A 22,970-nucleotide genomic window follows, 5' to 3' on the forward strand; every position below is an offset into this window, starting at 1 on the left:
CCCGGAACCTTAGCGGCTGCGGCGTTCGTTCGAGGCCGGAGCCGACGCGCGGCGCGGGCCGGCGCCGCGGGCCGGACGTCCCTCACCGGAGCGGCCGTTGCCGCCGCCGGCGTAGGATCCGCCGGAGGTGCCACCGGTGTTGGAGGACCAGACAGCCGCGCTGCCTCCGGATTTGCTCCCAGCCGACTTGGCGCCAGCAGCTGCACGCTGCCCGGTTGCCGGACGTCCGCCGCGCTGGCCGCCGGCCGAAGCGCCCGTGCGGGGAGCGCCTCCCGTGCGGGGTGCTCCGCTGCGGGGAGCCGAAGCGCCCCGGGCGTCGCTGCGTCCCTCGGCGGCGCGTCCGTCCGAACCGCGGCCGGCCGCGGCACGGCCGCCGGCAGCCGGGACATCGTTGTGGTGCCCGTAGGCGGTCACGCGGCCACGGCCGCGCGCATTCCGGCGCTCGGCGCGCTCGGCATCGGCACGGTCCTGGTTCTGCTCGGCGACACGGTCGGCGGCGTTGCGGGCAGCGGCCTTGCCTTCGTAGGCGACGGCGCGGCGCTCGGCGCGCGGCAGATCGGTCCGGGGAGCCTCGGCTCCGACGCGTCCACGTCCGCCACGGCCGCCCCGGCCACCCGCGGTGGGTGCTGCCTGGGTGGTGCGGCGGGCGCGCTTGCGCTCGGCGTTGGCACCGGTGGAGGTGCCGCCGCCGTGCTGCGCGGCCTTGGCGGCCAGCAGCGCGGCGCGGGTACGCGGATCGATCTTGTCGGCCATTTCGCCGACCAGTTCAGCAACCAGCGGGGAGTTGGCCGTGACGCGCTCGAAGTTGACCTCGACGCCGGCAGCCTTCATCAGCTTCTTGACGTCGGACTGCTGCTCGGGCAGGGTCAGCGTGACCACGGTGCCGTCGGAACCGGCGCGGGCAGTACGGCCTGAGCGGTGCAGGTACGCCTTGTGCTCCGTGGGCGGATCCACGTGGATGACCAGCTCGACGTCGTCGACGTGGACGCCGCGGGCCGCGACGTCGGTGGCCACCAGGACGCGGACGTCGCCGGAGGAGAACTCGGCCAGGTTGCGGTCACGGGCGTTCTGCGAGAGGTTGCCGTGGAGATCGACGGCGGGGATGCCGGCGTCGGTCAGGGTCTTGGCCAGCTTCCGGGCGTGGTGCTTGGTGCGCATGAAGAGCACGCGGCGGCCTGCACCGGAGGCGAGCTCGACGATCAGCTGCTTCTTGACGGTCTGGTCGTTGACCACCAGCACGTGGTGTTCCATGGTGGTCACCGCGGCCTGCGGGTCGTCCACGGAGTGGGTCAGCGGGTTGGACAGGTAGCGCTGGACGATCTTGTCCACACCGTTGTCCAAGGTGGCGGAGAACAGCAGGCGCTGGCCCTGGGTGGGGGTCATGTCCATGAGCTTCTTGACCACCGGGAGGAAGCCAAGGTCGGCCATGTGGTCGGCCTCGTCCAGCACGGTGATTTCGACTGCTTCGAGGGTCAGGATGCGCTGGCGGATCAGGTCCTCCAGGCGGCCCGGGCAGGCGATGACGATGTCGACGCCGGCGCGCAGGGCCTTTTCCTGGCGGGCCTGGGAGATGCCGCCGTAGATCACGGTGGTGGTCAGGCCCATGGCCTTGGCCATCGGCTCGATGGTCGCGTTGATCTGCGTGGCCAGCTCGCGGGTCGGGGCCAGGACCAGGCCCATCGGGCGGCCGGGCTTGCGGAAGTGCTTGGCTTCCCGCTCGGCGAGGCGTGCCACAAGCGGGATGGCGAATGCGATGGTCTTGCCGGAGCCGGTGCGGCCGCGGCCCAGGACGTCGCGTCCGGACAGGGTGTCAGGGAGGGTCTTGACCTGGATCGGGAAGGGCTCCACGATCCCCTGGGCGGTCAGGGTGTCGGCAAGTGCTTTGGGCGTGCCGAGGGCAGCAAATGTAGTCATGTGTTTCAAAGTCTTTCAGGCGGTATCCGTGCGGATATCGGCCCCCGATGCCGGTTGGCTCAAGGGTTCGCCGAAGAAAAGTCAGGTGATCAACCGGGCTGTTGCCAAACTTCAGCAAGCGGCCGCCGGGACCAAATGGAACGCGTTCATCGACGCAGGATGTGCCTCTCACATGAAAAAATCCCACTGCCTGCGTGTGGATTCCCGAAGGAAACCGGCAGGGATCCCGTTGACGGACCGAAGTCGGTCAACCGAATCAAAGTGGGCATCACTGCACATCAAGTTTTAGTAGTCTACCATCTGGCGGGGCAGGGTCCCGTATCCGGGGCCATCGGCTCGGCTCCTAGCCGGCCAGGCTGGGGGCTTGGAACAGCGGCATGTGGGACGTCTCGGTGGGCGTGCGGGCGGAAGTGTGGGCGGGTGCCCGTGACGGCGCCTCGGCCGAGCCGGGTCCGGCGGGCCGCAGGATCACGAGCGCCTCGGCGTCGATGAGCCGGCGGGATCCCGTCCGGGCATCCAGGATCCAAAACAGGTCCACGCCCGTGACGGTCTGGGTTACCGCGCCCCGGTGGAAGAGCTTCCCGTTGTGCCAAGCCTCGATCTGGTCCCCTACGTTCAATTCAGCGGAGCTGCGGATTTTCCGTGCTTCATCAACGTCCATGATCATTGCCTCCCCAGTGTTCAATGTCTTGTGCCCAGCATTCACGACACAGGTTTCGGATTCGTTTCCGGGGGGTGATTTCTACGTGTCCCTCCGCCTTCATGTCGTTCTAAGGCAAGCCCAGAGCGTGTATTGACCACCATTGCGTCCCGGAGGAGCATGGTGGGCGGGCAAGGCGACGAGAGGAGACGGGGCACGATGCCGGGAATTCTCGCCGCTGGCTTCTTTCGAGTCATCCAAGTGGCGCTGCTGCCCCTAGGGGCGGCCGGCTATGCCGCATCAGTCCCCCGACTGCTTAACTACAGCCGGCGTGCGGGCGTTTCGGCCACACTGTTCGCCTCCCTCTACACGCGCTACATGCAGCACCGGCTGGGGACGAGGGCGGATGAGCCTGCGGCCCGGCTCATGGCGGTCATGCCGAATGTGTCCCAGGAAGGGTTCCGGCTGGAGACGGCCCCCACGCTCGTGGGACACCTGCTGACGGGATTCGTTCCCAGGATCTACCGATATCCGTACCAAGGGCGGGCACCGATGCGCCATCAGTCGACAGCACGGACCAGCTACTACGATGCTGCCCTCCAGCGGCATCTGGCCGAAGTTGACCAACTGGTGGTCCTCGGTGCGGGATTCGACACCCGGGCGTTCAGGCTGTCATCAAAGGACCGTGTGCGCTGCTTTGAAATCGACCTGCCAAGGACGCAGGCCTACAAACTCGCGATGCTCGAGAAAGCGGGCCTGTCGGCACGCCTGGCCACCTACGTGTCCGCCGATTTCGAGACCGAGGACTGGATGGACAAGCTCGTGGCGTCGGGTTTCGACCCCGGCAGGCCAGCACTGTTCCTGTGGGAAGCGGTGACCATGTATTTGGACCGCGACTCGGTCGAGGCAACACTGCGCAGGATCGCCGGCACCGGCCCGGGCAGCGTCGTGGCCTTTGACTACTTCTCCAGGGAAACCATCGCCTCGCGTTCGCCCTACATGCGGTACGCCCGGGCTGCGGCGAGATTCGTCGGCGAGCCGCTGACCTTTGGCATCGACAACACTCCCCCGGCGAGGAAAAGCGCCGCGGACTTTGTTGGGTCCTTCGGGCTGGTCCTGGAGGAGCACCGGAATTTCGGCCGGGAGACCCGACGGCGGTCCGCGCCGGCCGGGTTCGTCACCGCCGTCGTGGCGCCCGCCGTGGCGCCCGGTGCCGGCCACGGCCCGCAGGAAGACCGCCAGCCAAACCCGTCGGACTAACGAGATGAGGGGAAACCATGACAAAACGCAGCCAGAGCCAGAGCCACAGGCAAGGAAACAGCCACACCCCCAGCCACGAGCACGACGCCGCCGAGCATGCGGCGCCCGGCACCGCGGCCAGGATATGGGATGAAAAGTACAGCAGCCGCCCCAAGATGTGGAGCGGGGATCCGAACCCGCAACTCGTCGCGGAGGTGGCGGACCTGCCTCCCGGCGACGCCCTGGATCTGGGGTGCGGCGAAGGTGCGGACGCCATTTGGCTCGCTGCCCGCGGCTGGACCGTGACGGGCCTGGACGTTTCCGCCGTCGCCCTGGAGCGTGCGGCCGTCCACGCCCGGGAACACGGCCAGGATGCTTCCATCGAGTGGGTGCAGCAGGATCTTGCCACGTGGGTCCCGGACCGGCTGTTCGACCTCGTCACGGCACAGTTCCTGCATTCCACCCAGATGCCGTGGCAACAGGCACTGCAGCTCGCCGCGGCCGCGGTGCGGACCGGCGGGACGCTGCTGATCGTCGGCCATCACCCCGACGGGCTGCCTCCGTGGGGCGCGCACCATACGCCGGAGAAGTTCTTCACCGCCGAGGACCTTGCCCGGGAGCTCCGGATCGAGGAGCCGCTGTGGCGCGTCGCGGCCCTGGACAGCCGGCAACGCAGCGCCATCGGGCCCGAGGGCGAGGCAGTGTCCCTCACGGATGCCGTGCTGCGGGCCACCCGCCTGGCGGCCCAGTAGGCTGCCGGGCAATCGGTCGAGGGAGCATCCCCCGGGATCGCGGACGCCGTCGCTGAACCCACCCTCGAAATCGATACACTGCCGGGCCATCCACTTCGGGTTCTGTTCCGAATCCCCAATGTGGCTGGAACTGACCGCGCCCGTTGGCCCTGTGGACGTACAGCAACACCGCATGACCTAGCAATCAGGGGAAGGGAACATCATGGGAATCGACGGCAAGGCCAAACTCACGGTCATCCACCACATCGGTGCAGCCAAAGAAGGTACCGGCACGATGACTGGCAATGAGGACCTCAAGCGCGATGGCCAGCATGAGCAGGCCCGGCCCAAGCGGGCGCAACTGAACTGCCCTGCTGAGCCGCGCTACTTAACCGCGCTACTGAGCCGCGCTACTGAAACCCGCAGCTGAGCCGCGTTACTGAAACCCGCAGCTGACCCCCGCAACGGGATGGCCCCGCCCAAGGCGGGGCCGTCCCGTTTCCGCCGTCGTCGCAGTTGTCGCCGCGCAAAAATGTGACAAAGGACAGCGGACGACAACTGAAGCTAAGATGATCGACAGTTGTCGAACCTGCCCACGGCGGCTGATTTGCGGAAACGCGAAACCGGAGCCGGCAGGCGGCGGCCCGTGCCGGCGCCGCATATTCCCCTAGAGCCCGCGAAGGATGTGGACTCCGGACCTGCTCCGGCGCCTTCCGGGAGGTCCGTTCCGCCGGGAGCGCCACGGCAGATCACCGGCCGGCCGGGCCACCTGCGCGGGCCGTCGCGACAACACGGACCGCGAAATACCGGCCCTAACCTTGATTTACCCGCCAAAACTGTTACCTCCGTCACACACTGACGGATCTGTGCGGCCCGCACTGCGGAACCCCCGCCCGGGGCGACCGCCTGTGACAAGGAAGAAGCCTCATGTCTGAACGCACCACCTCGGCCGCTCCGGCCATTTCAGAATCTGACACTGCCGCCTCCGCCAACGGTGACTCCGGCGCCGGGAGCCGCGAGCCGCACCTCGCCCGCGCCCTCGGCAACCGCCACATCCAGTTGCTCGCCATCGGCGGCGCAATTGGCACCGGCCTGTTCATGGGTTCCGGAAAGACCATCTCGCTCGCCGGGCCGTCCGTCATCTTCGTCTACATGATCATCGGCTTCATGCTGTTTTTCGTGATGCGCGCGATGGGCGAGATCCTGCTCTCCAACCTGAACTACAAATCCTTCAGTGACTTCGCCGGCGACCTGCTCGGCCCCTGGGCCAGCTTCTTCACCGGCTGGTCCTACTGGTTCTTCTGGGTAGTCACCGGGGTGGCGGACATCGTCGCCATTGCCGGATACGTGGACAAGCTCGCGCCCGGCACGCCCCTGTGGATCCCGGCGCTGCTCACGCCCGTGGTATTAATCCTCCTGAACCTCCCCACCGTGAAGGCGTTCGGTGAGGCGGAGTTCTGGTTTGCCATCATCAAAGTGGTCGCCATCGTGGCCCTGATCATCACCGGCGCGGTCATGATCGCCACCCATTTCACGTCCCCGAACGGGGCCGAAGCCAACCTCGCCAACATGTGGAACGACGGCGGCATGTTCCCGCACGGCATGTTCGGCTTCGTCCTCGGCTTCCAGATCGCCATCTTCGCCTTCGCCGGGATCGAACTGGTGGGCACAGCCGCCGCCGAAACCAAGGACCCGGAGAAGAACCTGCCGCGGGCCATCAACTCCATCCCGGTCCGCGTCCTCCTCTTCTACGTGGGCGCCCTGGTGGTCATCATGGCTGTTAATCCGTGGCGCACCATCGACCCCGCAAGCAGCCCGTTCATCGGCATGTTCACCCTGGCCGGACTGGGGATCGCCGCAGTGGTCATCAACCTTGTGGTCCTGACCTCCGCCGCCTCCAGCGCCAACTCCGGCATCTACTCAACGTCCCGGATGGTCTACGGCCTGGCCCAGGACGGGAACGCGCCCAAGGCATTCGGAAAGCTCAGCATCCGCAAGGTACCGCAGAACGCGCTGCTGTTCTCCTGCATCTTCCTGCTGGCCGGTCTGGTCCTGCTCTATGCCGGCGACTCCGTAATCGGCGCGTTCACGATCGTCACTTCCGTGGCCTCCGTGCTGACCATGTTTGTGTGGTCCATGATCCTGATCAGCTACATCGCCTTCCGCCGCCGGCGGCCGGAACTGCACGAGGCTTCGGCCTTCAAGATGCCCGGCTCCGCCTTCATGCCGTACGTGGTGCTCGCGTTCTTCGTCTTCATGCTGGTGGCGCTGGCGCAGGCCGATGACACCCGCCTGGCACTCTTCGTGACACCCGTGTGGTTCCTGCTGCTGGGTGCGGCCTGGCACTTCAACCGGAAAACCCCGTTGCAGCAGGCCCGGATTGTGGAATGGAAGGCCGTCCGCTCACAGGAGGAAGCCCGCGCGGCTGCCTGATCCTTACTTCTGATACACAAGGAGCCCCGGCCGGATCATCCGGCCGGGGCTCCTTTGCCGTGCCGTGCCGTTACGGTGCCGTGCCGTTATGGTGCCGTGCCCGTTACATGGTTGTCCTGACGGCGGCCACGCGCGGGGCGACGGCCACGGCGGCGACGCCGATCACCGCAGTGAGCGCGAAGACTCCGGCAAACGAGGCCGACGGAGTCGCCGTCGCGAATGCGGCGAACACGATCCCAGTGCCGGCGAGGGCCAGGGCGCCGCCGAGGGAATCCGAAATGGACATGGCCGAACTGTTGAAGCCCTCGGTGTCCTTGGTGGAGAGGGCCAGGGTCATGACGCTAAGGCGCGGATACATCAGGCCCATCCCGCCCCCGGCGAAGATCCAGCCCCCGATCGCGACGGAGGCCGGCCAGGCCAGCACCGTTGTCACGAGGGCCAGGACGACGGCGCCAAGGACGAGGGCCGAGCCGATCCGCACCGCCCTCCGGTGCTCCAGGCGGGTCCCCAGCCTGCCCTGGATGGCCGAGGCCGCCGCCCAGGCGATGGCGCCGCCGGTGAGCGTGAGGCCTGCAAACGTCGGGGCGAAGGCGTAGCGTTCCATGAGCAGGTACGGCAGGTACACCTCGGCGCCGAAGAAGGCGGCGGACGCGAGCCCGCGGGTGAGGATCACGCTCGGGAGGCCGCGCCGGGCGGTCAGCGTTCCGCGCGGCATGAGGGGACGGACGGCCAGGAGTGCGACGGCGACGGCGGCCGCCGCCAGCACCGCGCCGGCCCCCGGTACCGCGGCGGACAGGTTCAGGCCCAGCACGGCGAGCGCTGCCAGCGCCGCCAGCCCCAGCTTTGCAAGGCCGCCCGGCGGGCCGCCGGCTGCGGTCTCCACGCTTCCCGGGGAATCTTCGGCGGCGGCGCCGGAGCTTCCGTTCAGACCGCGAAGGGCCGGGGCCGTCAGGAGCAGGGCAGGGACCACGAGTCCGACCACGCCGAGAAAGACCCACGGCCAGCCCGCCAGTTGCGCCACGGCGCCGGCCGCGAACGGACCCACGAGGGACGGGATGACCCAGGCCGCGGAGAAGGCGGCGAAGATTTTCGGATGCAGGACCGGCGGGTAGACCCGGGCAATGACAACGTACAGGGCCACGGTGAGCCCGCCCCCGCCGAGTCCCTGCACGAGCCGCCCGGACACAAGGACCGGCATGGTTCCGGCGGTACCGGCGATGAGCAGGCCGAGCACGAACATGCCCACCGCGGCCAGGAGCGGCGCCACCGGCCCCTTGCGGTCCGACCAGCTTCCTGCGGCCACCATGCCGATCACCCCGGTGGCCAGCGGTCCGGCGAAGGCCAATGCGTAGAGGCTCGCGCCGTCCAGTTCCCGGCTGACGAGCGGCATGATGGTGGTCACCGCCAGGGATTCGAAGGCCGCCAGGAACACCAGCGCGCAGGCGCCGAGTGTCACCATCAGGTAGCTGCGGTGGAAAATTCCGGCCGATTCCGGGACGGGTTTCGGACTGGATTTCTGAAATGGTGGGTCGGTTCGGGACACGGGCGGGACCTGATCGGTAGACATGGACGCAGCCCTAAAACCTCAACTCGGCTTGAGGTCAAGGCCAGTCCGGGCGGGAACGGGGCTGGCGGCGCGGCTCCTGACGCAGCAAGCGAAGCAGGTGCAGGGCGCCTACGGGAAGCATGCCACAACTTGGAACCGCGGCACGCCGTGCCCCGGTTCTCAGCTGTCAGTCAGCCCCGGTGGGTACGCCGCGGTCAGCCTGCCGCGTCGGACCCCTGGGCCGGAACCACGACGGCGCCACTTGCCCTTGAGTCCGGGTTCAGCATCCAGCCCACGCGCTTGACGGTGCTCAGCATGACGACGCTTTCCACGAGCACGATCCCGGGCACTTTCTGCTGCAGCGCCACCTCGATGTTCATGACGTCCGCCAGGGACTGCAGCCACATGATGATCACGAAGTTCGTGGGCCCCGTGGTGGAGGCGCTGAGCCGTACGTTCCGCATGGTCCTCAGCTCGGCTGCGGCTGCCTCGTGCCGCCCCGCGGGGACATTGACGAACCATTGGCAGGTCACGGGGAAGGCCGAGAACTTCTGGGCCACCTCGCACCGGAAGGACAGGATGCCGCTGGCGAGCACGCGGTTGAGCTGGCGCTGGACGGTGGCGGGGTGCCTGCCCAGCCCGCGGGCAATGTCCGCCGCCGTGGCCCGTCCGTCCCTGGCCAGGAACGGCAGGAGCGCCAGGTGGCTGTCCGGCAGCGCTTCCCGGGCGGCAGCCCGGGCAACCCCGGTGGCCTCGTGGCCGGCCAATGCCCGCACGGCAGCCTGCTGTGCGCGGCTCAACACATTGAGCCGCCAGGAGCCGCCGCTCGCGTGCAACCTGGTGCACAGGGCGGTCTGATATTTGAGGAGGCCGTCGATCTCCTTCAGCCGCGAGATGACCTTCAGGCTGAAATCGTCCAGGGAGGGCGTAATGACGGTCAGCATGAGATCCCGGTTGCTGGCCGCCTCCTCCACCGTGACGATTTCCGGCATCTCGGCGAGCCTGGCGGTGACTTCCTCGCGCCGGTGCATTTCACAGTCCACGGCGACGAATGCCAGGCACATCTGCTGAGGGTCGCCGATCAGGTGGGCCGTGACCCAGGAAACGCCAGATGCCAGCAGCCGCTCCCAGCGGGCGGCGAGCGTGGTGGCGTGAACGCCCAGCACCTGGGCTGCATCCGCCCAGCTCAGGCGCGGGGCAATCTGCAGGACGTTGATCAGGGCGAGGTCGTCCTCGCTGAGTTCCATCATTCTTCCCTTTATTCGTGCACGAAACCTGCGGTGGCGGCACTTTTTTGCATTTTTTCTGGCCTTGAACCGCATGTGAACCATGTCACTTGAGAATAGACGCAGGACGTCCTCACCGGACGCGAACCAAGCCAAATCACAATCTAAATCCCAAGCCAGTGCCACAACCCAGCGACTTCGACAAACAAGATTTCGACAAACAAGGAGAACACGTGCCGATCACCGCAGATGCCCGGGAAATGCAGGCGGACCTTGCCCGGCTCCGCCATGAACTGCACCGGGAACCCGAGATCGGCCTGACGCTGCCCCGCACCCAGGAAAAGGTGCTCAAAGCCCTGGACGGGCTTCCCTTTGAGATCACCCTGGGCCAGGACACGACGTCGGTCACCGCGGTACTTCGCGGCCAGGCGTCCGGAACCGGCGCCGGCTCCCGCCCGGCCGTGCTGCTGCGGGCGGACATGGACGGCCTGCCCGTCCAGGAGAAAACAGGCGTGGACTACACGTCCCGGATCGACGGCGCCATGCACGCCTGCGGCCACGACCTGCATACTTCCATGCTGGCAGGGGCCGCCACGCTCCTGGCCGAACGCCGGCACCGGCTGGCCGGCGACGTCGTCCTGATGTTCCAGCCCGGCGAGGAGGGCTTCGACGGTGCCAGCCACATGATCCGCGAAGGCGTGCTGGATGCCGCCGGCCGGCGTGTGGACGCCGCCTACGGCATGCACGTGTTTTCCGCCCTGGAACCGCACGGGACGTTCTGCACCAAGCCCGGCGTCATGCTCAGCTCTTCCGACGGCCTGATGGTCACCGTGCTCGGCGCCGGCGGCCACGGGTCTGCCCCGCACTCTGCCAAGGACCCCGTGACGGCGGCTGCCGAAATGGTCACCGCCCTCCAGGTCATGGTCACCCGCCAGTTCAACATGTTCGATCCCGTAGTCCTCTCCGTGGGGGTCCTCCAGGCCGGCACCAAGCGCAACATCATCCCGGAAACCGCGCGCATCGAGGCCACCATCAGGACCTTCTCCGAGGAATCCCGGCAGAAAATGATGGACGCCGTGCCGCGCCTGCTGAAGGGAATCGCGGCGGCGCACGGCCTCGACGTCGACGTCGACTACCAGCAGGAATACCCGCTCACCATCACGGACGAGGACGAAACGCACACCGCGGAAAACGTCATCGAGGGCCTGTTCGGCGATTCCCGGCTCGCCCGCTGGGCCACTCCACTGAGCGGCTCCGAAGACTTCTCCAGGGTTCTCGCCGAGGTCCCCGGCACGTTCATCGGGCTGAGCGCCGTCCCCCGGGACGCCGACCACGCCGCATCCGCGTTCAACCACTCCCCGTACGCCACGTTCGACGACGGCGTGCTGGCCGACGGCGCCGCGCTCTATGCGGAACTCGCCATTTCGAGGCTGGCCGCACTTGCGGCGGCCGATGCTCCCGCCGCGGCCAACACCGCCGCTTCCTCCACCCTTTCCTAGCCCACCCCCTGAGGGAGAAGACCATGACTACAACCGCGAGCACGCCGCTGGCGACCCGGACGTCCACCCGTAAGACGATCATCGGCACCGGCATCGGCAACGCTGTCGAATGGTACGACTGGGCCATCTACGCCACGTTCACGCCGTTCATCGCCAGCCAGCTTTTCAGCAAGTCGGATCCTGCGTCCGCGGTGCTGTCCACGCTGGCAATTTTCGCCGTCGGCTTCGTTGCCCGCCCTTTCGGCGGCTTCCTGTTCGGGTGGATCGGTGACCGGATCGGCCGCAAGGCATCCATGACCCTGGCCGTGGGGCTCGCGTCGGTGGGCAGCCTGATGATCGGCATCGCGCCGACGTTCGCGGCCGTCGGCGTATGGGCATCGCTCACGCTCCTGGTGGCACGCCTGATCCAGGGCCTGGCGCATGGCGGCGAGCTGCCGTCGTCGCAGACGTACCTGTCCGAAATGGCGCCGAAGGAACACCGCGGCTTCTGGGCCACCCTGATCTACACGTCCGGCACTGTGGGAATCCTGTTCGGAACCCTGCTGGGTGCCGTGCTGAACATGACCCTGAGCACCGAGGTCATGAACGCGTGGGGCTGGCGCATCCCGTTCCTGATCGGCGCGGCCATGGGTCTCTACGCGCTGATCATGCGGTCACGGCTGCATGAAACGGACGTCTTTGAGGGCGAAGCCACTGCGGAAAAGCGCGCCCCGATCTGGCCGCAGATCGTCCGCCACCGCAAGCAGGCCCTCCAGGTGATCGGCCTGACCGTCGGCCTGACCGTCATCTACTACATCTGGGGCGTCGTGGCCCCCAGCTACGCCACCACCGCCCTGAAGATTGACCGCGGCGAGGCCCTGTGGGCCGGGGTGATCGGCAACATCGTATTCATCGCGGCGCTGCCGTTCTGGGGCAGGCTGTCCGACCGGATCGGACGCAAGAAAGTGCTGTGGGCCGGTGCAATCGGCGCAGGCGTCATGCACTTTCCGATGACCGCCCTGCTGAAGGATTCCGCCTGGCAGCTGGCCGTCAGCATGTCCGTCATGCTGATCTTCATCGCCGCCAGCGCGGCGATCGTCCCGGCCGTGTACGCCGAACTGTTCCCCACGAGCATCCGCACGGTGGGCGTCGGCGTCCCCTACTCCATCTGCGTAGCGGTGTTCGGCGGAACCGCGCCCTATCTCCAGCAGTGGCTCGGCACCACCGTGCAGATGCCCCAGCTGTTCAACGTGTACGCCGTGATTCTCCTCGCCATCTCCGCGATGTTCGTCTTCACCATCCCGGAAACGAAGGGCAAGGACCTCACCCTCTGATCCTGTCCCGCCAGGTTGAGCTATCGGTTGTTGCTGTTCTGGAAGGCTCAGGACAGCAACAACTGATAGCTCAACGTGTTTTTGGGGTCAGTTGGGGGGGGCAGCAGGGCGGTCAACCGCCGACAAAACGGTCGCGCCCGGCCCTGTACCCGAACACGGCGGCGAGCGAGCCCACCAGTAAGAACAGCACGCCCGCTACGGCGAAGGACCCGGTGGACTGGTGGAGTTGGCCCACCAGGAGGGTGCCGCTGGAGCCAAGCCCGTAGCCCACGCCCTGCATCATCCCGGAGAGCTGGGACGCGGTGTGCCCGTCGCGGGTGCGGACCATGATCAGGGTCAGCGCCGCGGCGGTCAGGCTCCCCTGGCCCAGGCCGAGCAGCCCGGTCCACAGCCAGATCAAGTCCAGGGGGCCGAAGATGCTCAAAGCGAACCCTCCCCCGGTCATGAGCGCCACGGCCGTGTTGATGCCGCGCTGGTCCCGGAACCGCGTGGCCAGCGCAGGCGCGAACAGCGAGCCCAGCATCTGCAGCACAATCGAGGCCGAGACGATCAGGCCGGCCGTGCCGCCGTCCACGCCGCGTTCGCGCAGGATCGGGGCCAGCCAGGCAAAGACACTGAAGGACATCATGGCCTGCAGGACCATGAACGCAGTCACGTTCCAGGCCACGGCGGAGCGCCAGACGCTGACGCCTCCGGCTGGCCGCGGCGGCCCGCCGGGACCTGCCCGGAGCGCCGGCGGCAGGAACAAGAGAAGGACGACGCCGGCCGGCAGCGCCCAGAACCAGAGCGCGGCCGTCCACTGCCCTGTTGCGCGGAAAACCGGGAACGTGAAACCCGCACCAAGGGCGGCCGAGGCGCAGATGGCCGTGGTGTACAGGCCGCCCATGAGGCCCAGGCGGTGCGGGAAGTCACGCTTGACGACCCCGGGAAGCAGCACGTTGCACAGCGAAATCGCGGCGCCGCACGCGGCGGTTCCGGCGAGCAGGGCCGGCAGATGGCCGGCCGCGGGCAGCTCCACGGGCCGCAGCAGCAGCCCGGCCGTGAGCACAGCCATGGCACCCAGCAGCACACGCTCGGCGCCGAACCGGCGCGCCAGCCACGGGGCCAGCGGGGCGAACACACCCAGCAGCGTCACCGGCACAGTGGTCAGCAGCACGACCGCCCAGGCCGGAAGCCCGGCGTCGGCCGTCACCTCGGGCAGTACCGCCGCGAAGCTCGAAAACACGGTGCGGAGATTCAGCCCGATCAGGACAAGGCAGAGGCCCATGTACGCGAGCATGCGGCGGCCGGGGGCGCGGGGCGCTCCGGGTGTGTCATCCCGGACAGCAACGCTGGCCGAAAGGTCCTGCTCGTCAGTTTTCCCAGCTGAAGTCACCCGCCCAATTCTTGCAGGCCCCGTCCCGCCGCCCCTTCGCCGGGAGGTCGCGGGGTCCCCCCGGGGGCGCCCCGGCCCCGCAAACTCAACTATTCTGGTAGGGATGAGCGAATCCCCAGAATCCCCCGGCACCCCGGCAGACCCGGATCCCGGCACCCCTGAAGAGACCCGACTTCCGCGCCCCGTGACCCCCGGCAGCCAGGCCTCGTTCGGCACGTACGGAGGCCGTCCGGTGAGCTTTGTGCGCCGCGGCACGCGCCTGCAGGGCCGCCGCCAGGCCGCATGGGAGGAGCACGCGGACCGCTGGGCGGTTGAGGTCCCCCGCCATGTCGCCAACACCTCAGTGCACCCGGACTACATGTTCGACGCGGAGGCCGAATTCGGCCGGACGGCTCCGCTGATTGTGGAGATTGGCTCCGGACTGGGCGACGCCGTATGCCACGCCGCGGAGGAAAACCCGGACAATGACTTCCTTGCCGTGGAGGTTTACACCCCCGGCCTGGCCAACACGCTGATCAAGATCAACAGCCGCAAACTGAGCAACGTGCGGGTAGTGGAGGCGAACGCCCCCGAGGTGCTCGCGACCATGCTCCCCGCCGGCTCCGTCACGGAACTATGGGTCTTCTTCCCGGACCCGTGGCACAAGTCCCGGCACCACAAGCGCCGCCTCATTCAGCCGGACTTCGTGGATCTCGCCGCCCGGGCCATCAAGCCCGGCGGCATCTTCCGGATCGCGACCGACTGGTCCAACTACGCCGTTCACGTCCGCGAGGTCATGGCGGGCTCGGCGGAGTTCGAGAACCTGCACGAGGGTGAACGCGCCGGTGCTGACAGCCCCCTGACCCAGGTGTGGGAATCCGGCGTCGAGTCCCGCGTGGGCGGGGCGCCCGTCAAGGAAGGCCGGGCACCCGTCAGCACCGAGCACACCGGGCCCAACGAGGGCGTCGACGGAACCGGCGGCTGGGCGCCGCGGTTTCACGGCCGGATCCTGACCAGCTTCGAGAACAAGGCGCACGAGGCCGGGCGCCTGATCTTCGATCTCAGCTACCGCAGAATTTAGGCACCCCGGGCCCCGCAGGCATCTGTTCCTGAGCGGCTTGGCGTGGCACGATTACGGAACGAACCACGCTGGGTAGCACTAAGGAAACGATCATCAAAGAAGAAATGAAGGACGCCGCGGACGTCGCCGAGGACGTCACCAATTCGAAGCCCCTCGAAATCGCAGCACGGGCCGGTTTCGCTGTGTCCGGGTTGCTGCACTTCCTGATCGGGCTGGTCGCGATCCGGCTCGCCATGGGTGGCCGGGGCCAGGCCGACGTCAGCGGCGCGGTGGAAGAGCTCGCCGCGCAGCCGGCCGGGCCGTTGCTGCTCTGGACCGCTTTTGCCGCCTGCGTTGCGCTGGCCATCTGGCAAGCATCCGACGCGATTTTCGATTTCGGGCACCTGCCGACCAAGAAAAAGGTCGGCAAGAAACTCAAGGCAGCCCTGCAGGCCGTGGTGTACGCCTTTTTCGCGCTCACGCTGGCGTCGGTCGCCACCGGGGCCGGCTCCGATAACCGTGAGTCAACTTCCGATATGACCGTAAACCTCATGAAGGCCCCGGGCGGCGTGGCGCTCCTGATGGTCATCGGCGCCGCGGTAGCCGTCACGGGGATCGTCTACGCGATCCGCGGCTTCCGGAAGTCCTTCCTCAAGTACCTGCGCATGCCGGCCCAGAAGCAGGCGCGTACTGCTGTGACGGTCATCGGCGTCGTCGGCTACGTCGCGAAGGGCTTCGCCCTGCTGCTCGTGGGCCTGCTGATCATCATCGCCACGGTGACGGCACACCCCGAACAATCAACCGGGCTCGACGGCAGCCTGAAGGCCCTGCGGGAGCAGCCGTTCGGTGTGTATTTGCTGGCCGCCGTGGGGGTCGGCCTGATCTGCTACGGCATCTACATGGCGGTGCGCGCCAAGCTCGCGAAGATGTAGGGCTAGCCCTGAGGCACGGCGATAACAGCTACGGTCTGCTGCTGCTCGTCGCGCATCTCGACACTGGCTATCCTGGCCAGCTGCACCGGCGTCGCCCCCGTGATCCGCACCCTGCCGCTCGGCGTCGCCGTCCACGCGCAGGCACGGTCTTCGCCGCCGTCACGGTCCTTCACCCACAGCGAGAGGGTCCCGTCGTGGGGCAGGCTCCGTCCGTCCACCGCCAGCTCGGTGCCCCAGGTTTTCTTGACAAGCCCCACCGTAACCTCAAGTCCGCTGCTGGCCTCAACGGAATAGCTCGCGTCCGGTTTGGCGGGTTGGTTCAGCAGCGGAGCGGCCATGACCCCCAGCACCAGGCATGCGGCGGCGGCTGCGGCCACGGCCGTCGCCCACAGGCGCCGCACTCGCCGGCGGCGGGCGGCGAGCTCGTCCAGGAGCCGGCGCGGGACAGGTACCGGTTCCGGCGGAACAAGTGCCCGCTCGCGGGCAGCCGCAGCCGCCGCGGTGAGCGCGATGGCGTCGGACACCGGGATCGCGTCGAGCAGCGCGGGGAGGCTGGCGAGATCGTCCAGCTCCTGGCGGCAGTCGGCACACACGGCAAGGTGCTGTTCGAAGGCTGCGGCCTCGGCTGGCTCCAGCCCGCCGAGCAAATACGCGCCGAGGAGTTGATGCAGCTCGGTCCCGTTCACCGCTGCACCCCCATTTCGTCGAGGATCGTCCGTAGGGCCCGCACGGCGTAGAACGCCCGGGACTTCACCGTGCCGCTGGGGACTTTCAATTGGGCGGATGCCTCCTGGACTGTGTAGCGGCGGTAGTGGAGCGCCACAAGGACTTCGCGGTGCTCCGCGCTGAGCCGCAGCAATGCCTCCTCCATCAGGACCTTGTTGAGCAGGTCATCGATGCGCCCGGCGCCGTCCGCAACGTCCGGGACATCGCGTTCGCCGGCTTCCTGCGGACGTCGTTGGGCCTTGCGGTAGTTGTCGATCATGATGTTGCGGGCCGTTCGGAACAGGTAACTGCGCAGGCTGCCGGTGATCTGCGGCGCCTGCTGCCAGACCCGCAGCACGGTCTCCTGGACGACGTCGTCGGCGAGCTGCGGATCCCGGGAGGCGCTAAGGACGAAGCGCTTCAAGGCCGTCCCATGGTCGCGGTAAATAGCAGCCACGACGTCTTCGTCCAGCGGCATGTCCCACCTCCCGGGATTTCTTGTTCTGCCCCTGTACGACGTACGGGCGCACCCAATAGTTCAGTGTGCCCCCAGGACAGCCCCGACATAAACATGTCAGCTCCGCCTTGAACCATTCCGCGCTCAATGGCGTCGTATCTCGTAGCGCCGGCCTCCGAGTTGGGCTGGCTCGAGCCTAGGAGCAGCAAATGAAGAAGCACCTCAGCATTGGCTTGTCCGCATTCGCCCTTGCCGCGCTACTGTCCGGCTGCGGCGGCGGAACGACCACGACGCCGACATCGGCGGCACCGGCCACCTCCGCTCCCGCAGAATCCAGCGCACCGGCGACTTCGGCCCCCGCGTCCATGTCCGCTGCGGAGCTCTCGGTGGGCGAGTCCAAGGCGGGCCAGATCGTGGTGGCCGGCCAAGGACTGAGTGTCTATTACTTCACCAAGGACACGAAGGACTCCGGGACCAGCGCCTGCACCGGCGACTGCCTGGTGGCGTGGCCCCCGGTCACCTCGACGACGGCGACCCCCACCGTTAACGGCGTCACCGGCAAGGTCGGAACCATCCCCACGGCCGATGGAAAGATGCAGGTGACCATCAACGGGATGCCGATCTATTACTACGAAAAGGACAAGGCCGCGGGAGACATCACGGGCCAGGGCGTCGGTGGAGTCTGGTACCTCGTGGCGCCCTCCGGGGAGATGATCACCGCACCGCCCGCAGGGTAGGCTCACAGGCCGCGGATCCGTCCAGTCCGGCTCTTCTGACCCGGCGAACCGGGCGGCGTACTGCCGGCGCCTGTTTTTGGGGGCAGGCGCCGGCCGTACCGGGGGGAAGACCGCTTACGCGCCTGCCTCTTCAAACTGCACGGCTTCTTCGAACTCGACGGCCGCGAGGATTTCCTGGGTCCGGGGGTTGAGCATGAAGGCCTCGACGTCGTCTTCGAGCATGAGGAATTCGCCCTGTTCCGTGGTGAAGTGCCAGGCCAGGGTGGTTTCCCCGTTGTGCTCGTAGTTCGGATCGCCCATGGTGATCCGCTCCAGGCTGTGGCCGGCAATGTCGCACAGCTCCCGGATAATCTGTTCGAACTCCGGCGCATCCAGGAGCGCTTCCTCGGCGGCTGCCGCCTGGCGCTCCGCGAGATCGGAAAGCCGGGCAACCCGCCCGGCAATGTGGACGTCGAGGTCGTCGTCGCCAAGGATCAGCAAGTCCGCCTGGCCGCGCAGCCAGGCGGCGTTCAGCGCCGCGATGTCCTCTGTTGCGAGGACCGATTCGAATTCCTCGTCCAGTTCTTCGATGCGCCGAACGGCGTCGGAGACTCCGTCCCCCGGTTCTTCTCCTTCTGTGTCGCCTCCGGCGTCCCAGCCGCTGCCGCCGTCGAGGTAAGTGTCGACGTCGGTGTCGGTCAGGGCGCCGAAGGCGGCCACCGTGCGGTTGAAGAGATCCAGGTGCGCGGCGGCACCCATGGCCGCCAGGCCTTCGCGGACGTAGGGATCGACTTCCTCCCGTTCGGGCGCCGTGAACACGTACTGCGCGAAGCCGCCGGCCAGCGCCTGCGTCAGGTAGAAGTCCACGTAGTAACTGCGCAGCGCGGCCGGGGAGATCTCGTCCGCGTCCAGCAACTCCTCGAACATGGCGTTGACCACGTTGACGTTCGCGTCGACAACGTCCTGGCTTCCGCCTTTGAGGCTTTCCGTGGTCAGCACGGTCGGGTAGTTGTGGGCGGACTGATTGGTGGGCACACCGTTGGTCATGCGGAATCCTTACTGCTGGCACTGCTGATACTCCGGACCTCTCCACGGTAGGTCCGTCTTCACGGCGGGCAGCCGAGCCCCAGTTGAACGTCAAGCGAAGTTTGAGCGGCGGTTCCGCGGCCACCGGCGAAGTTCCAGCGCCTGCTAAGGCTCGGTAAGATGGATCAGATGACCACCTGCCGAAAGTAGCACGCACATGCCATCCCATCCGGACGAGAGTGCGGCACTGGCAATTCAGACTCCCGCGATCAACGACCGCTCCCTCGCGGCCGGGCTTGCCTACGCCATGGGGAGCCGCGTTTCGGGGATCTCCTTCGATGCCGCCACCGGCCTGCTGCTGGGCAAAGTGCGGGGCGGTTCCGACGTGCCCTATTCCACGACGGCGAAGCTTGTCCGGAAGGCGGGCGGATGGAGCTGCACGGTGGGTGTCTGCAGCTGCCCGGTCCGCAAGGACTGCAAGCACGTGGCGGCCCTGCTCTTCGCGGCCGAAGACAACCCAGCAACCCGGCAGCAGTTGCTGGCCCCCGCAGAGGGTACACGGCTGTCCCGCCAGAGCGCGCCGCCGGAAATGGCCGACTGGGAGCAGGCCCTTGGCCCCCTGATCGCCCACCCGGGGATCACGCCGTCCGCCAACGGCACCCCGCTTGCACTCCAGTTCGACGTCGAGGAACCCGCCCCGCACTTCTCCTACACGGGCCGCCGCGATCCGCTCCGCAGCGTCCGCCAGCTCAAGGCACGCCCCGTCATCATGGGGGCCAAGGGCAAGTGGATCCGCGGCGATGTCTCCTGGAGCACGCTGAGCTACCTGAACTACCGGCGCGAATGCAACGAGGCGCATGTTGAGTGGATGCAGGAATTCCTCGCCTCGCACACAGCCGTGGCGAACCGCCAGCACTCCGGCACCGGATTGTGGCTGGGACTGAACACCTACGCCGGCAAGAACCTGTGGAGCCTGCTGTCCCAGGCCAAGAAGATCGGCGTCGCCCTGGTCCACAGTCGCGGCGACGAGGCGGTGCGGTTCGTCGAGCAGCCTGCCGCCGTCGGGCTGAACCTGGCGCGATTCGGCACCGGCGGCGACGACGGCGGGCTCGAGCTCGCGCCGACCATCACGGTCGAAGGCGAAGTGGTGGATCCGGCGTCGGTYGGGACCATCGGCCGCCCGGCGCACGGGATCTTCCTGGCCTCCGACGGCGACGCCCTGCCCGGCATCGCCCCCGCCGACCCCGTCATCACCCTTGCCCCGCTGGAAAGCGGTCTCAGCGAGGAATTGCTGACCTTCGTCACGGGCGGGACCACCCTGCACATCCCCGCACGGGACGAAAGCCGCTTCCTGACCGGCTTTTACCCCAAGCTCAAGCAGACCGCCCGGGTCACCGCCTCCGACGAGTCCGTGGAACTGCCAACCCTTGCGGTCCCCACCCTGTCCCTGCTGGCCAACTACGGGGCGGACCACCGGGTCCGGCTGCATTGGGAATGGCACTACACGTCCGGGAACCTCGTCACGGCGCAGCCGCTGTGGCGGCATCCGGGCGATCACGGCTACCGGGACGACCCCGCCGAGGCGCGCATCCTTGAGGGGGTCGGGCAACCTTGGGACGTGGTACCGGCCCTGGGCGAATCCGCGACCGGCGGCTGGGGCACGCCGCGCCTGGCAGCCACGGCAGAACTGGCCGGACTGGACACGCTAGCCTTCACCGAGGACGTGCTTCCCCGGCTCCGCGACCTCCCCGACGTCTCCGTGGATACGTCCGGCGAGATTGCTGACTACCGCGAAGCCGAAGAAGCCCCGGTGGTGGCGATCTCCACAAAGGCGACGGACAGCCGCGACTGGTTCGATCTGGGCATCGTCATCACCCTGGAGGGCCAGCCGGTTTCCTTCGCGGCGCTGTTTTCCGCCCTCGCCGCCGGCCAGACCCGCATGCTGCTGCCCAGCGGGGCGTACTTCTCGCTGGACCTGCCAGAGCTGCACCAGCTGCGGGCGCTGATCGACGAGGCCCGCTCCCTGCAGGACAACCCCGGCGACAAGGACGCTCCGCTGCAGATCAGCCGCTTCCAGGCCGGGCTGTGGGACGAGCTGGCTCACCTCGGCATCGTCGACGAACAGGCGGCCGCGTGGCGCGAGTCCGTGGGTGGCCTGCTCGAAGGCGGCATCAAGGGCCTTCCCCTGCCCGGGACGCTGAACGCCGAGCTGCGCCCGTACCAGCTGGAGGGCTTCAACTGGCTGAGCTTCCTGTACCGCCACGGCCTCGGCGGCGTGCTGGCCGACGACATGGGCCTGGGCAAGACCGTGCAGGCCCTGGCCCTGATCTGCGCCGCGAAAGACGCCGCCGGGACCGCTGCAGACCCCGATGCACAATCCGACGCACTCCCTGCCGGCCAATCCTCGGCGGGCCCTTCCGCCGGGACCGCCCCGTTTCTCGTCGTCGCCCCCACTTCCGTGGTGGGCAACTGGGAGGCGGAGACGGCACGGTTCGCGCCGGGACTGAGCGTGCGCGCCATCGGCGAAACCTTCGCCAAGAGCGGCTCGCATCCGGCCGAGGCGATGGCCGGCGCCGACATCATCATCACCTCCTATGCCCTGTTCCGGATCGACTACGAGGCCTACGCCTCCCAGGCCTGGGCCGGCCTGGTCCTGGACGAGGCGCAGTTCGTCAAGAACCACCAGTCCAAGGCCTACCAGTGCGCCCGCAAACTGCCGGCCGCCTTCAAACTCGCCATCACGGGCACCCCGCTGGAGAACAACCTGATGGAGTTCTGGGCGCTGACCTCGATCGTGGCCCCCGGACTCTTTTCCAGCCCCAAACGGTTCGCCGAGTACTACCAGAAGCCCGTGGAGAAGAACGGCGACAAGGGGCAGCTGGACAAGCTCCGGCGGCGGGTCCGGCCGCTCATGATGCGGCGCACCAAGGAGCAGGTCATCCGGGATCTGCCGCCCAAGCAGGAGCAGATCCTGGAAGTCGTGCTGAATCCACGGCACCAGAAGGTGTACCAGACGCACCTGCAGCGGGAGCGCCAAAAGATCCTGGGCCTGATCGAGGATGTCAACAAGAACCGGTTCACCATCTTCCAGTCACTGACCCTGCTCCGGCAGCTGAGCCTGGATCCCTCGCTGATCGATCCGTCACTGTCCGGTGTGCGCTCCAGCAAGCTCGATGTCCTGTTCGAGCAGCTCGCGGACCTGGTGGCCGAAGGACACCGGGCCCTGATTTTCAGCCAGTTCACCGGTTTCCTGGGCAAGGTCCGGGAGCGGCTCGTCGAGGAGAACATCGAGTTCTGCTACCTCGACGGCGGCACACGCAACCGCACCGACGTCGTGAACGAGTTCAAGAACGGCGCCGCGCCGGTGTTCCTCATCAGCCTCAAGGCCGGCGGCTTCGGCCTGAACCTGACTGAGGCCGACTACGTGTTCCTGCTGGACCCCTGGTGGAACCCGGCGTCGGAGGCCCAGGCCGTGGACCGGACCCACCGGATCGGCCAGGCCCGGAACGTCATGGTCTACCGGCTCGTCGCCAAGGACACGATCGAGGAGAAGGTCATGGCGCTCAAGGCCAAGAAATCCCAGCTCTTCGCCGACGTCATGGAAGGCGATGCGCTCACCGGCTCCGCACTGACGGCGGAAGACCTCGCGGGGCTGTTCAACGACTGACGCGGTTCACGACTGACACTGTTCAACGACTAACACTGTTCAGTCGTGGGCCTGTGCGCGGAACCGGGCCACGAGCGTCGCGGCGAGCAGCGCCGTCGTCATTTCCAGCGCGATGACCGCCAGCAGCGCCCCGGAGCCTGCGGGCACTGCTCCGGCCACTGCGGCAGCGGTTCCCGCTCCGGAGTGAAGGTGGCCCGAGCCGCCGGATCCGGTGCCGAGGAGCAGGACCGCGTGCACCCCGGTCATGGCCAGCGCCGCGGCCATCACCTGGCGCAGGGCCGTGATCCTTCCGTGGCGCCAGATGTGCACGGCGCACGGCAGGCACACTGCCACCATGGCGAGCATGAGCAGGTTCAGCCATGTCCCGTGCTGGTTCCCGGCGGCAAGCCCCAGGTGGGTAAGGCACGACGCCGCCGTCACGGCGGAACAGATCCGCGAATGGAAAACGATGCCGCCCCGCCGGCCCACGCCGCCCGCAACGCCCACGCCGCCTGCAACGCTCATGGCGCCGG

Annotated in this window: 19 protein-coding genes; 10 read left to right on the forward strand and 9 right to left on the reverse strand. The window is 67.7% G+C overall.

Annotated features, from left to right (window positions below):
- Positions 1–9: 9 nt before the first annotated feature.
- Both AC1DR1_RS05895 and AC1DR1_RS05900 read right to left on the reverse strand, forming a co-directional pair.
- Positions 10–1,914, reverse strand: a complete 1,905-nt coding sequence (locus tag AC1DR1_RS05895; RefSeq protein ID WP_229994076.1) for a DEAD/DEAH box helicase — start codon at positions 1,912–1,914, stop codon at positions 10–12.
- 343 nt (positions 1,915–2,257) lie between these two features.
- Positions 2,258–2,575, reverse strand: a complete 318-nt coding sequence (locus AC1DR1_RS05900; protein ID WP_229994075.1) for a hypothetical protein — start codon at positions 2,573–2,575, stop codon at positions 2,258–2,260.
- A gap of 198 nt (positions 2,576–2,773) precedes the next feature.
- On the opposite strand from AC1DR1_RS05900, the gene AC1DR1_RS05905 reads away from it, so the two are divergent.
- The 4 genes from AC1DR1_RS05905 (at position 2,774) to cycA (ending at position 6,957) form a co-directional block, all read left to right on the forward strand.
- Positions 2,774–3,814 carry a class I SAM-dependent methyltransferase gene (locus AC1DR1_RS05905; protein WP_229994074.1) on the forward strand — a complete coding sequence of 347 codons (1,041 nt, stop codon included), beginning with the start codon at positions 2,774–2,776 and terminating at the stop codon, positions 3,812–3,814.
- A gap of 17 nt (positions 3,815–3,831) precedes the next feature.
- Entirely contained in the window at positions 3,832–4,545 is a 714-nt protein-coding gene (locus AC1DR1_RS05910) for a class I SAM-dependent methyltransferase (RefSeq protein ID WP_229994073.1), read from the forward strand.
- A gap of 202 nt (positions 4,546–4,747) precedes the next feature.
- Positions 4,748–4,954 carry a CsbD family protein gene (locus AC1DR1_RS05915; protein WP_229994072.1) on the forward strand — a complete coding sequence of 69 codons (207 nt, stop codon included), beginning with the start codon at positions 4,748–4,750 and terminating at the stop codon, positions 4,952–4,954.
- Between the two features lie 497 nt (positions 4,955–5,451).
- Entirely contained in the window at positions 5,452–6,957 is a 1,506-nt protein-coding gene (gene cycA, locus AC1DR1_RS05920; RefSeq protein WP_229994071.1) for a D-serine/D-alanine/glycine transporter, read from the forward strand.
- Between the two features lie 103 nt (positions 6,958–7,060).
- Here cycA and AC1DR1_RS05925 read toward each other — a convergent pair whose 3' ends face one another.
- Together AC1DR1_RS05925 and AC1DR1_RS05930 are read right to left on the reverse strand one after the other, a co-directional pair.
- On the reverse strand, positions 7,061–8,416 hold the full coding sequence (locus tag AC1DR1_RS05925; protein WP_229994106.1) for an MFS transporter: 1,356 nt from the start codon (positions 8,414–8,416) through the stop codon (positions 7,061–7,063).
- Between the two features lie 302 nt (positions 8,417–8,718).
- Entirely contained in the window at positions 8,719–9,750 is a 1,032-nt protein-coding gene (locus AC1DR1_RS05930) for an Lrp/AsnC family transcriptional regulator (RefSeq protein ID WP_229994105.1), read from the reverse strand.
- 212 nt (positions 9,751–9,962) lie between these two features.
- Between AC1DR1_RS05930 and AC1DR1_RS05935 the strand changes: the two genes are divergently transcribed.
- Together AC1DR1_RS05935 and AC1DR1_RS05940 are read left to right on the forward strand one after the other, a co-directional pair.
- On the forward strand, positions 9,963–11,228 hold the full coding sequence (locus AC1DR1_RS05935; protein WP_229994070.1) for a M20 metallopeptidase family protein: 1,266 nt from the start codon (positions 9,963–9,965) through the stop codon (positions 11,226–11,228).
- A 23-nt stretch (positions 11,229–11,251) separates the two neighbouring features.
- Positions 11,252–12,541, forward strand: a complete 1,290-nt coding sequence (locus AC1DR1_RS05940; RefSeq protein WP_229994069.1) for an MFS transporter — start codon at positions 11,252–11,254, stop codon at positions 12,539–12,541.
- Between the two features lie 112 nt (positions 12,542–12,653).
- Here the strand turns inward: AC1DR1_RS05940 and AC1DR1_RS05945 are convergent, their stop codons facing one another.
- Entirely contained in the window at positions 12,654–13,916 is a 1,263-nt protein-coding gene (locus AC1DR1_RS05945; RefSeq protein ID WP_364748586.1) for an MFS transporter, read from the reverse strand.
- Between the two features lie 103 nt (positions 13,917–14,019).
- Between AC1DR1_RS05945 and trmB the strand changes: the two genes are divergently transcribed.
- Both trmB and AC1DR1_RS05955 read left to right on the forward strand, forming a co-directional pair.
- A complete protein-coding gene (gene trmB, locus AC1DR1_RS05950; RefSeq protein ID WP_364748588.1) occupies positions 14,020–14,976 on the forward strand; it encodes a tRNA (guanosine(46)-N7)-methyltransferase TrmB in 957 nt (318 codons plus the stop codon).
- 104 nt (positions 14,977–15,080) lie between these two features.
- A complete protein-coding gene (locus tag AC1DR1_RS05955) occupies positions 15,081–15,887 on the forward strand; it encodes a DUF1206 domain-containing protein (RefSeq protein ID WP_364748591.1) in 807 nt (268 codons plus the stop codon).
- Positions 15,888–15,889: 2 nt separating this feature from the next.
- On the opposite strand, the gene AC1DR1_RS05960 is transcribed toward AC1DR1_RS05955, so the two are convergent.
- Both AC1DR1_RS05960 and AC1DR1_RS05965 read right to left on the reverse strand, forming a co-directional pair.
- Complete coding sequence (locus AC1DR1_RS05960; RefSeq protein ID WP_364748593.1) at positions 15,890–16,573, reverse strand: anti-sigma factor family protein; 684 nt, start codon at positions 16,571–16,573, stop codon at positions 15,890–15,892.
- A complete protein-coding gene (locus tag AC1DR1_RS05965) occupies positions 16,570–17,070 on the reverse strand; it encodes a sigma-70 family RNA polymerase sigma factor (protein ID WP_229994318.1) in 501 nt (166 codons plus the stop codon). The genes AC1DR1_RS05960 and AC1DR1_RS05965 overlap by 4 nt, the downstream gene beginning before the upstream one ends.
- A 188-nt stretch (positions 17,071–17,258) precedes the next feature.
- Between AC1DR1_RS05965 and AC1DR1_RS05970 the strand changes: the two genes are divergently transcribed.
- The gene (locus AC1DR1_RS05970; RefSeq protein WP_229994319.1) at positions 17,259–17,786 is read left to right on the forward strand and encodes a COG4315 family predicted lipoprotein; all 528 of its coding nucleotides are present in this window, start codon (positions 17,259–17,261) and stop codon (positions 17,784–17,786) included.
- Positions 17,787–17,900: 114 nt separating this feature from the next.
- On the opposite strand, the gene AC1DR1_RS05975 is transcribed toward AC1DR1_RS05970, so the two are convergent.
- Positions 17,901–18,812, reverse strand: a complete 912-nt coding sequence (locus AC1DR1_RS05975; protein ID WP_476992320.1) for a DMP19 family protein — start codon at positions 18,810–18,812, stop codon at positions 17,901–17,903.
- 196 nt (positions 18,813–19,008) lie between these two features.
- Here AC1DR1_RS05975 and AC1DR1_RS05980 point away from each other — a divergent pair, with 196 nt between their 5' ends.
- Positions 19,009–22,458, forward strand: coding sequence for a DEAD/DEAH box helicase (locus tag AC1DR1_RS05980; protein ID WP_476992321.1), 3,450 nt, complete (start codon positions 19,009–19,011; stop codon positions 22,456–22,458).
- Positions 22,459–22,497: 39 nt separating this feature from the next.
- On the opposite strand, the gene AC1DR1_RS05985 is transcribed toward AC1DR1_RS05980, so the two are convergent.
- The gene (locus AC1DR1_RS05985) at positions 22,498–22,962 is read right to left on the reverse strand and encodes a hypothetical protein (protein WP_229994322.1); all 465 of its coding nucleotides are present in this window, start codon (positions 22,960–22,962) and stop codon (positions 22,498–22,500) included.
- Positions 22,963–22,970 lie beyond the last annotated feature (8 nt).

The organism is Arthrobacter sp. P4_F10 (assembly GCF_056401435.1).

What these genes read in the sequence shown, in the direction of transcription:
- AC1DR1_RS05895 (WP_229994076.1), bottom strand. Translation starts at nt 1,914, where the DNA reads ATGACTACATTTGCTGCCCTCGGCACGCCCAAAGCACTTGCCGACACC.
- AC1DR1_RS05900 (WP_229994075.1), bottom strand. Translation starts at nt 2,575, where the DNA reads ATGGACGTTGATGAAGCACGGAAAATCCGCAGCTCCGCTGAATTGAAC.
- AC1DR1_RS05965 (WP_229994318.1), bottom strand. Translation starts at nt 17,070, where the DNA reads ATGCCGCTGGACGAAGACGTCGTGGCTGCTATTTACCGCGACCATGGG.
- AC1DR1_RS05970 (WP_229994319.1), top strand. Translation starts at nt 17,259, where the DNA reads ATGAAGAAGCACCTCAGCATTGGCTTGTCCGCATTCGCCCTTGCCGCG.
- cycA (WP_229994071.1), top strand. Translation starts at nt 5,452, where the DNA reads ATGTCTGAACGCACCACCTCGGCCGCTCCGGCCATTTCAGAATCTGAC.
- AC1DR1_RS05985 (WP_229994322.1), bottom strand. Translation starts at nt 22,962, where the DNA reads ATGAGCGTTGCAGGCGGCGTGGGCGTTGCGGGCGGCGTGGGCCGGCGG.
- AC1DR1_RS05940 (WP_229994069.1), top strand. Translation starts at nt 11,252, where the DNA reads ATGACTACAACCGCGAGCACGCCGCTGGCGACCCGGACGTCCACCCGT.
- AC1DR1_RS05905 (WP_229994074.1), top strand. Translation starts at nt 2,774, where the DNA reads ATGCCGGGAATTCTCGCCGCTGGCTTCTTTCGAGTCATCCAAGTGGCG.
- trmB (WP_364748588.1), top strand. Translation starts at nt 14,020, where the DNA reads ATGAGCGAATCCCCAGAATCCCCCGGCACCCCGGCAGACCCGGATCCC.
- AC1DR1_RS05925 (WP_229994106.1), bottom strand. Translation starts at nt 8,416, where the DNA reads ATGGTGACACTCGGCGCCTGCGCGCTGGTGTTCCTGGCGGCCTTCGAA.
- AC1DR1_RS05955 (WP_364748591.1), top strand. Translation starts at nt 15,081, where the DNA reads ATGAAGGACGCCGCGGACGTCGCCGAGGACGTCACCAATTCGAAGCCC.
- AC1DR1_RS05910 (WP_229994073.1), top strand. Translation starts at nt 3,832, where the DNA reads ATGACAAAACGCAGCCAGAGCCAGAGCCACAGGCAAGGAAACAGCCAC.
- AC1DR1_RS05975 (WP_476992320.1), bottom strand. Translation starts at nt 18,812, where the DNA reads ATGACCAACGGTGTGCCCACCAATCAGTCCGCCCACAACTACCCGACC.
- AC1DR1_RS05915 (WP_229994072.1), top strand. Translation starts at nt 4,748, where the DNA reads ATGGGAATCGACGGCAAGGCCAAACTCACGGTCATCCACCACATCGGT.
- AC1DR1_RS05930 (WP_229994105.1), bottom strand. Translation starts at nt 9,750, where the DNA reads ATGGAACTCAGCGAGGACGACCTCGCCCTGATCAACGTCCTGCAGATT.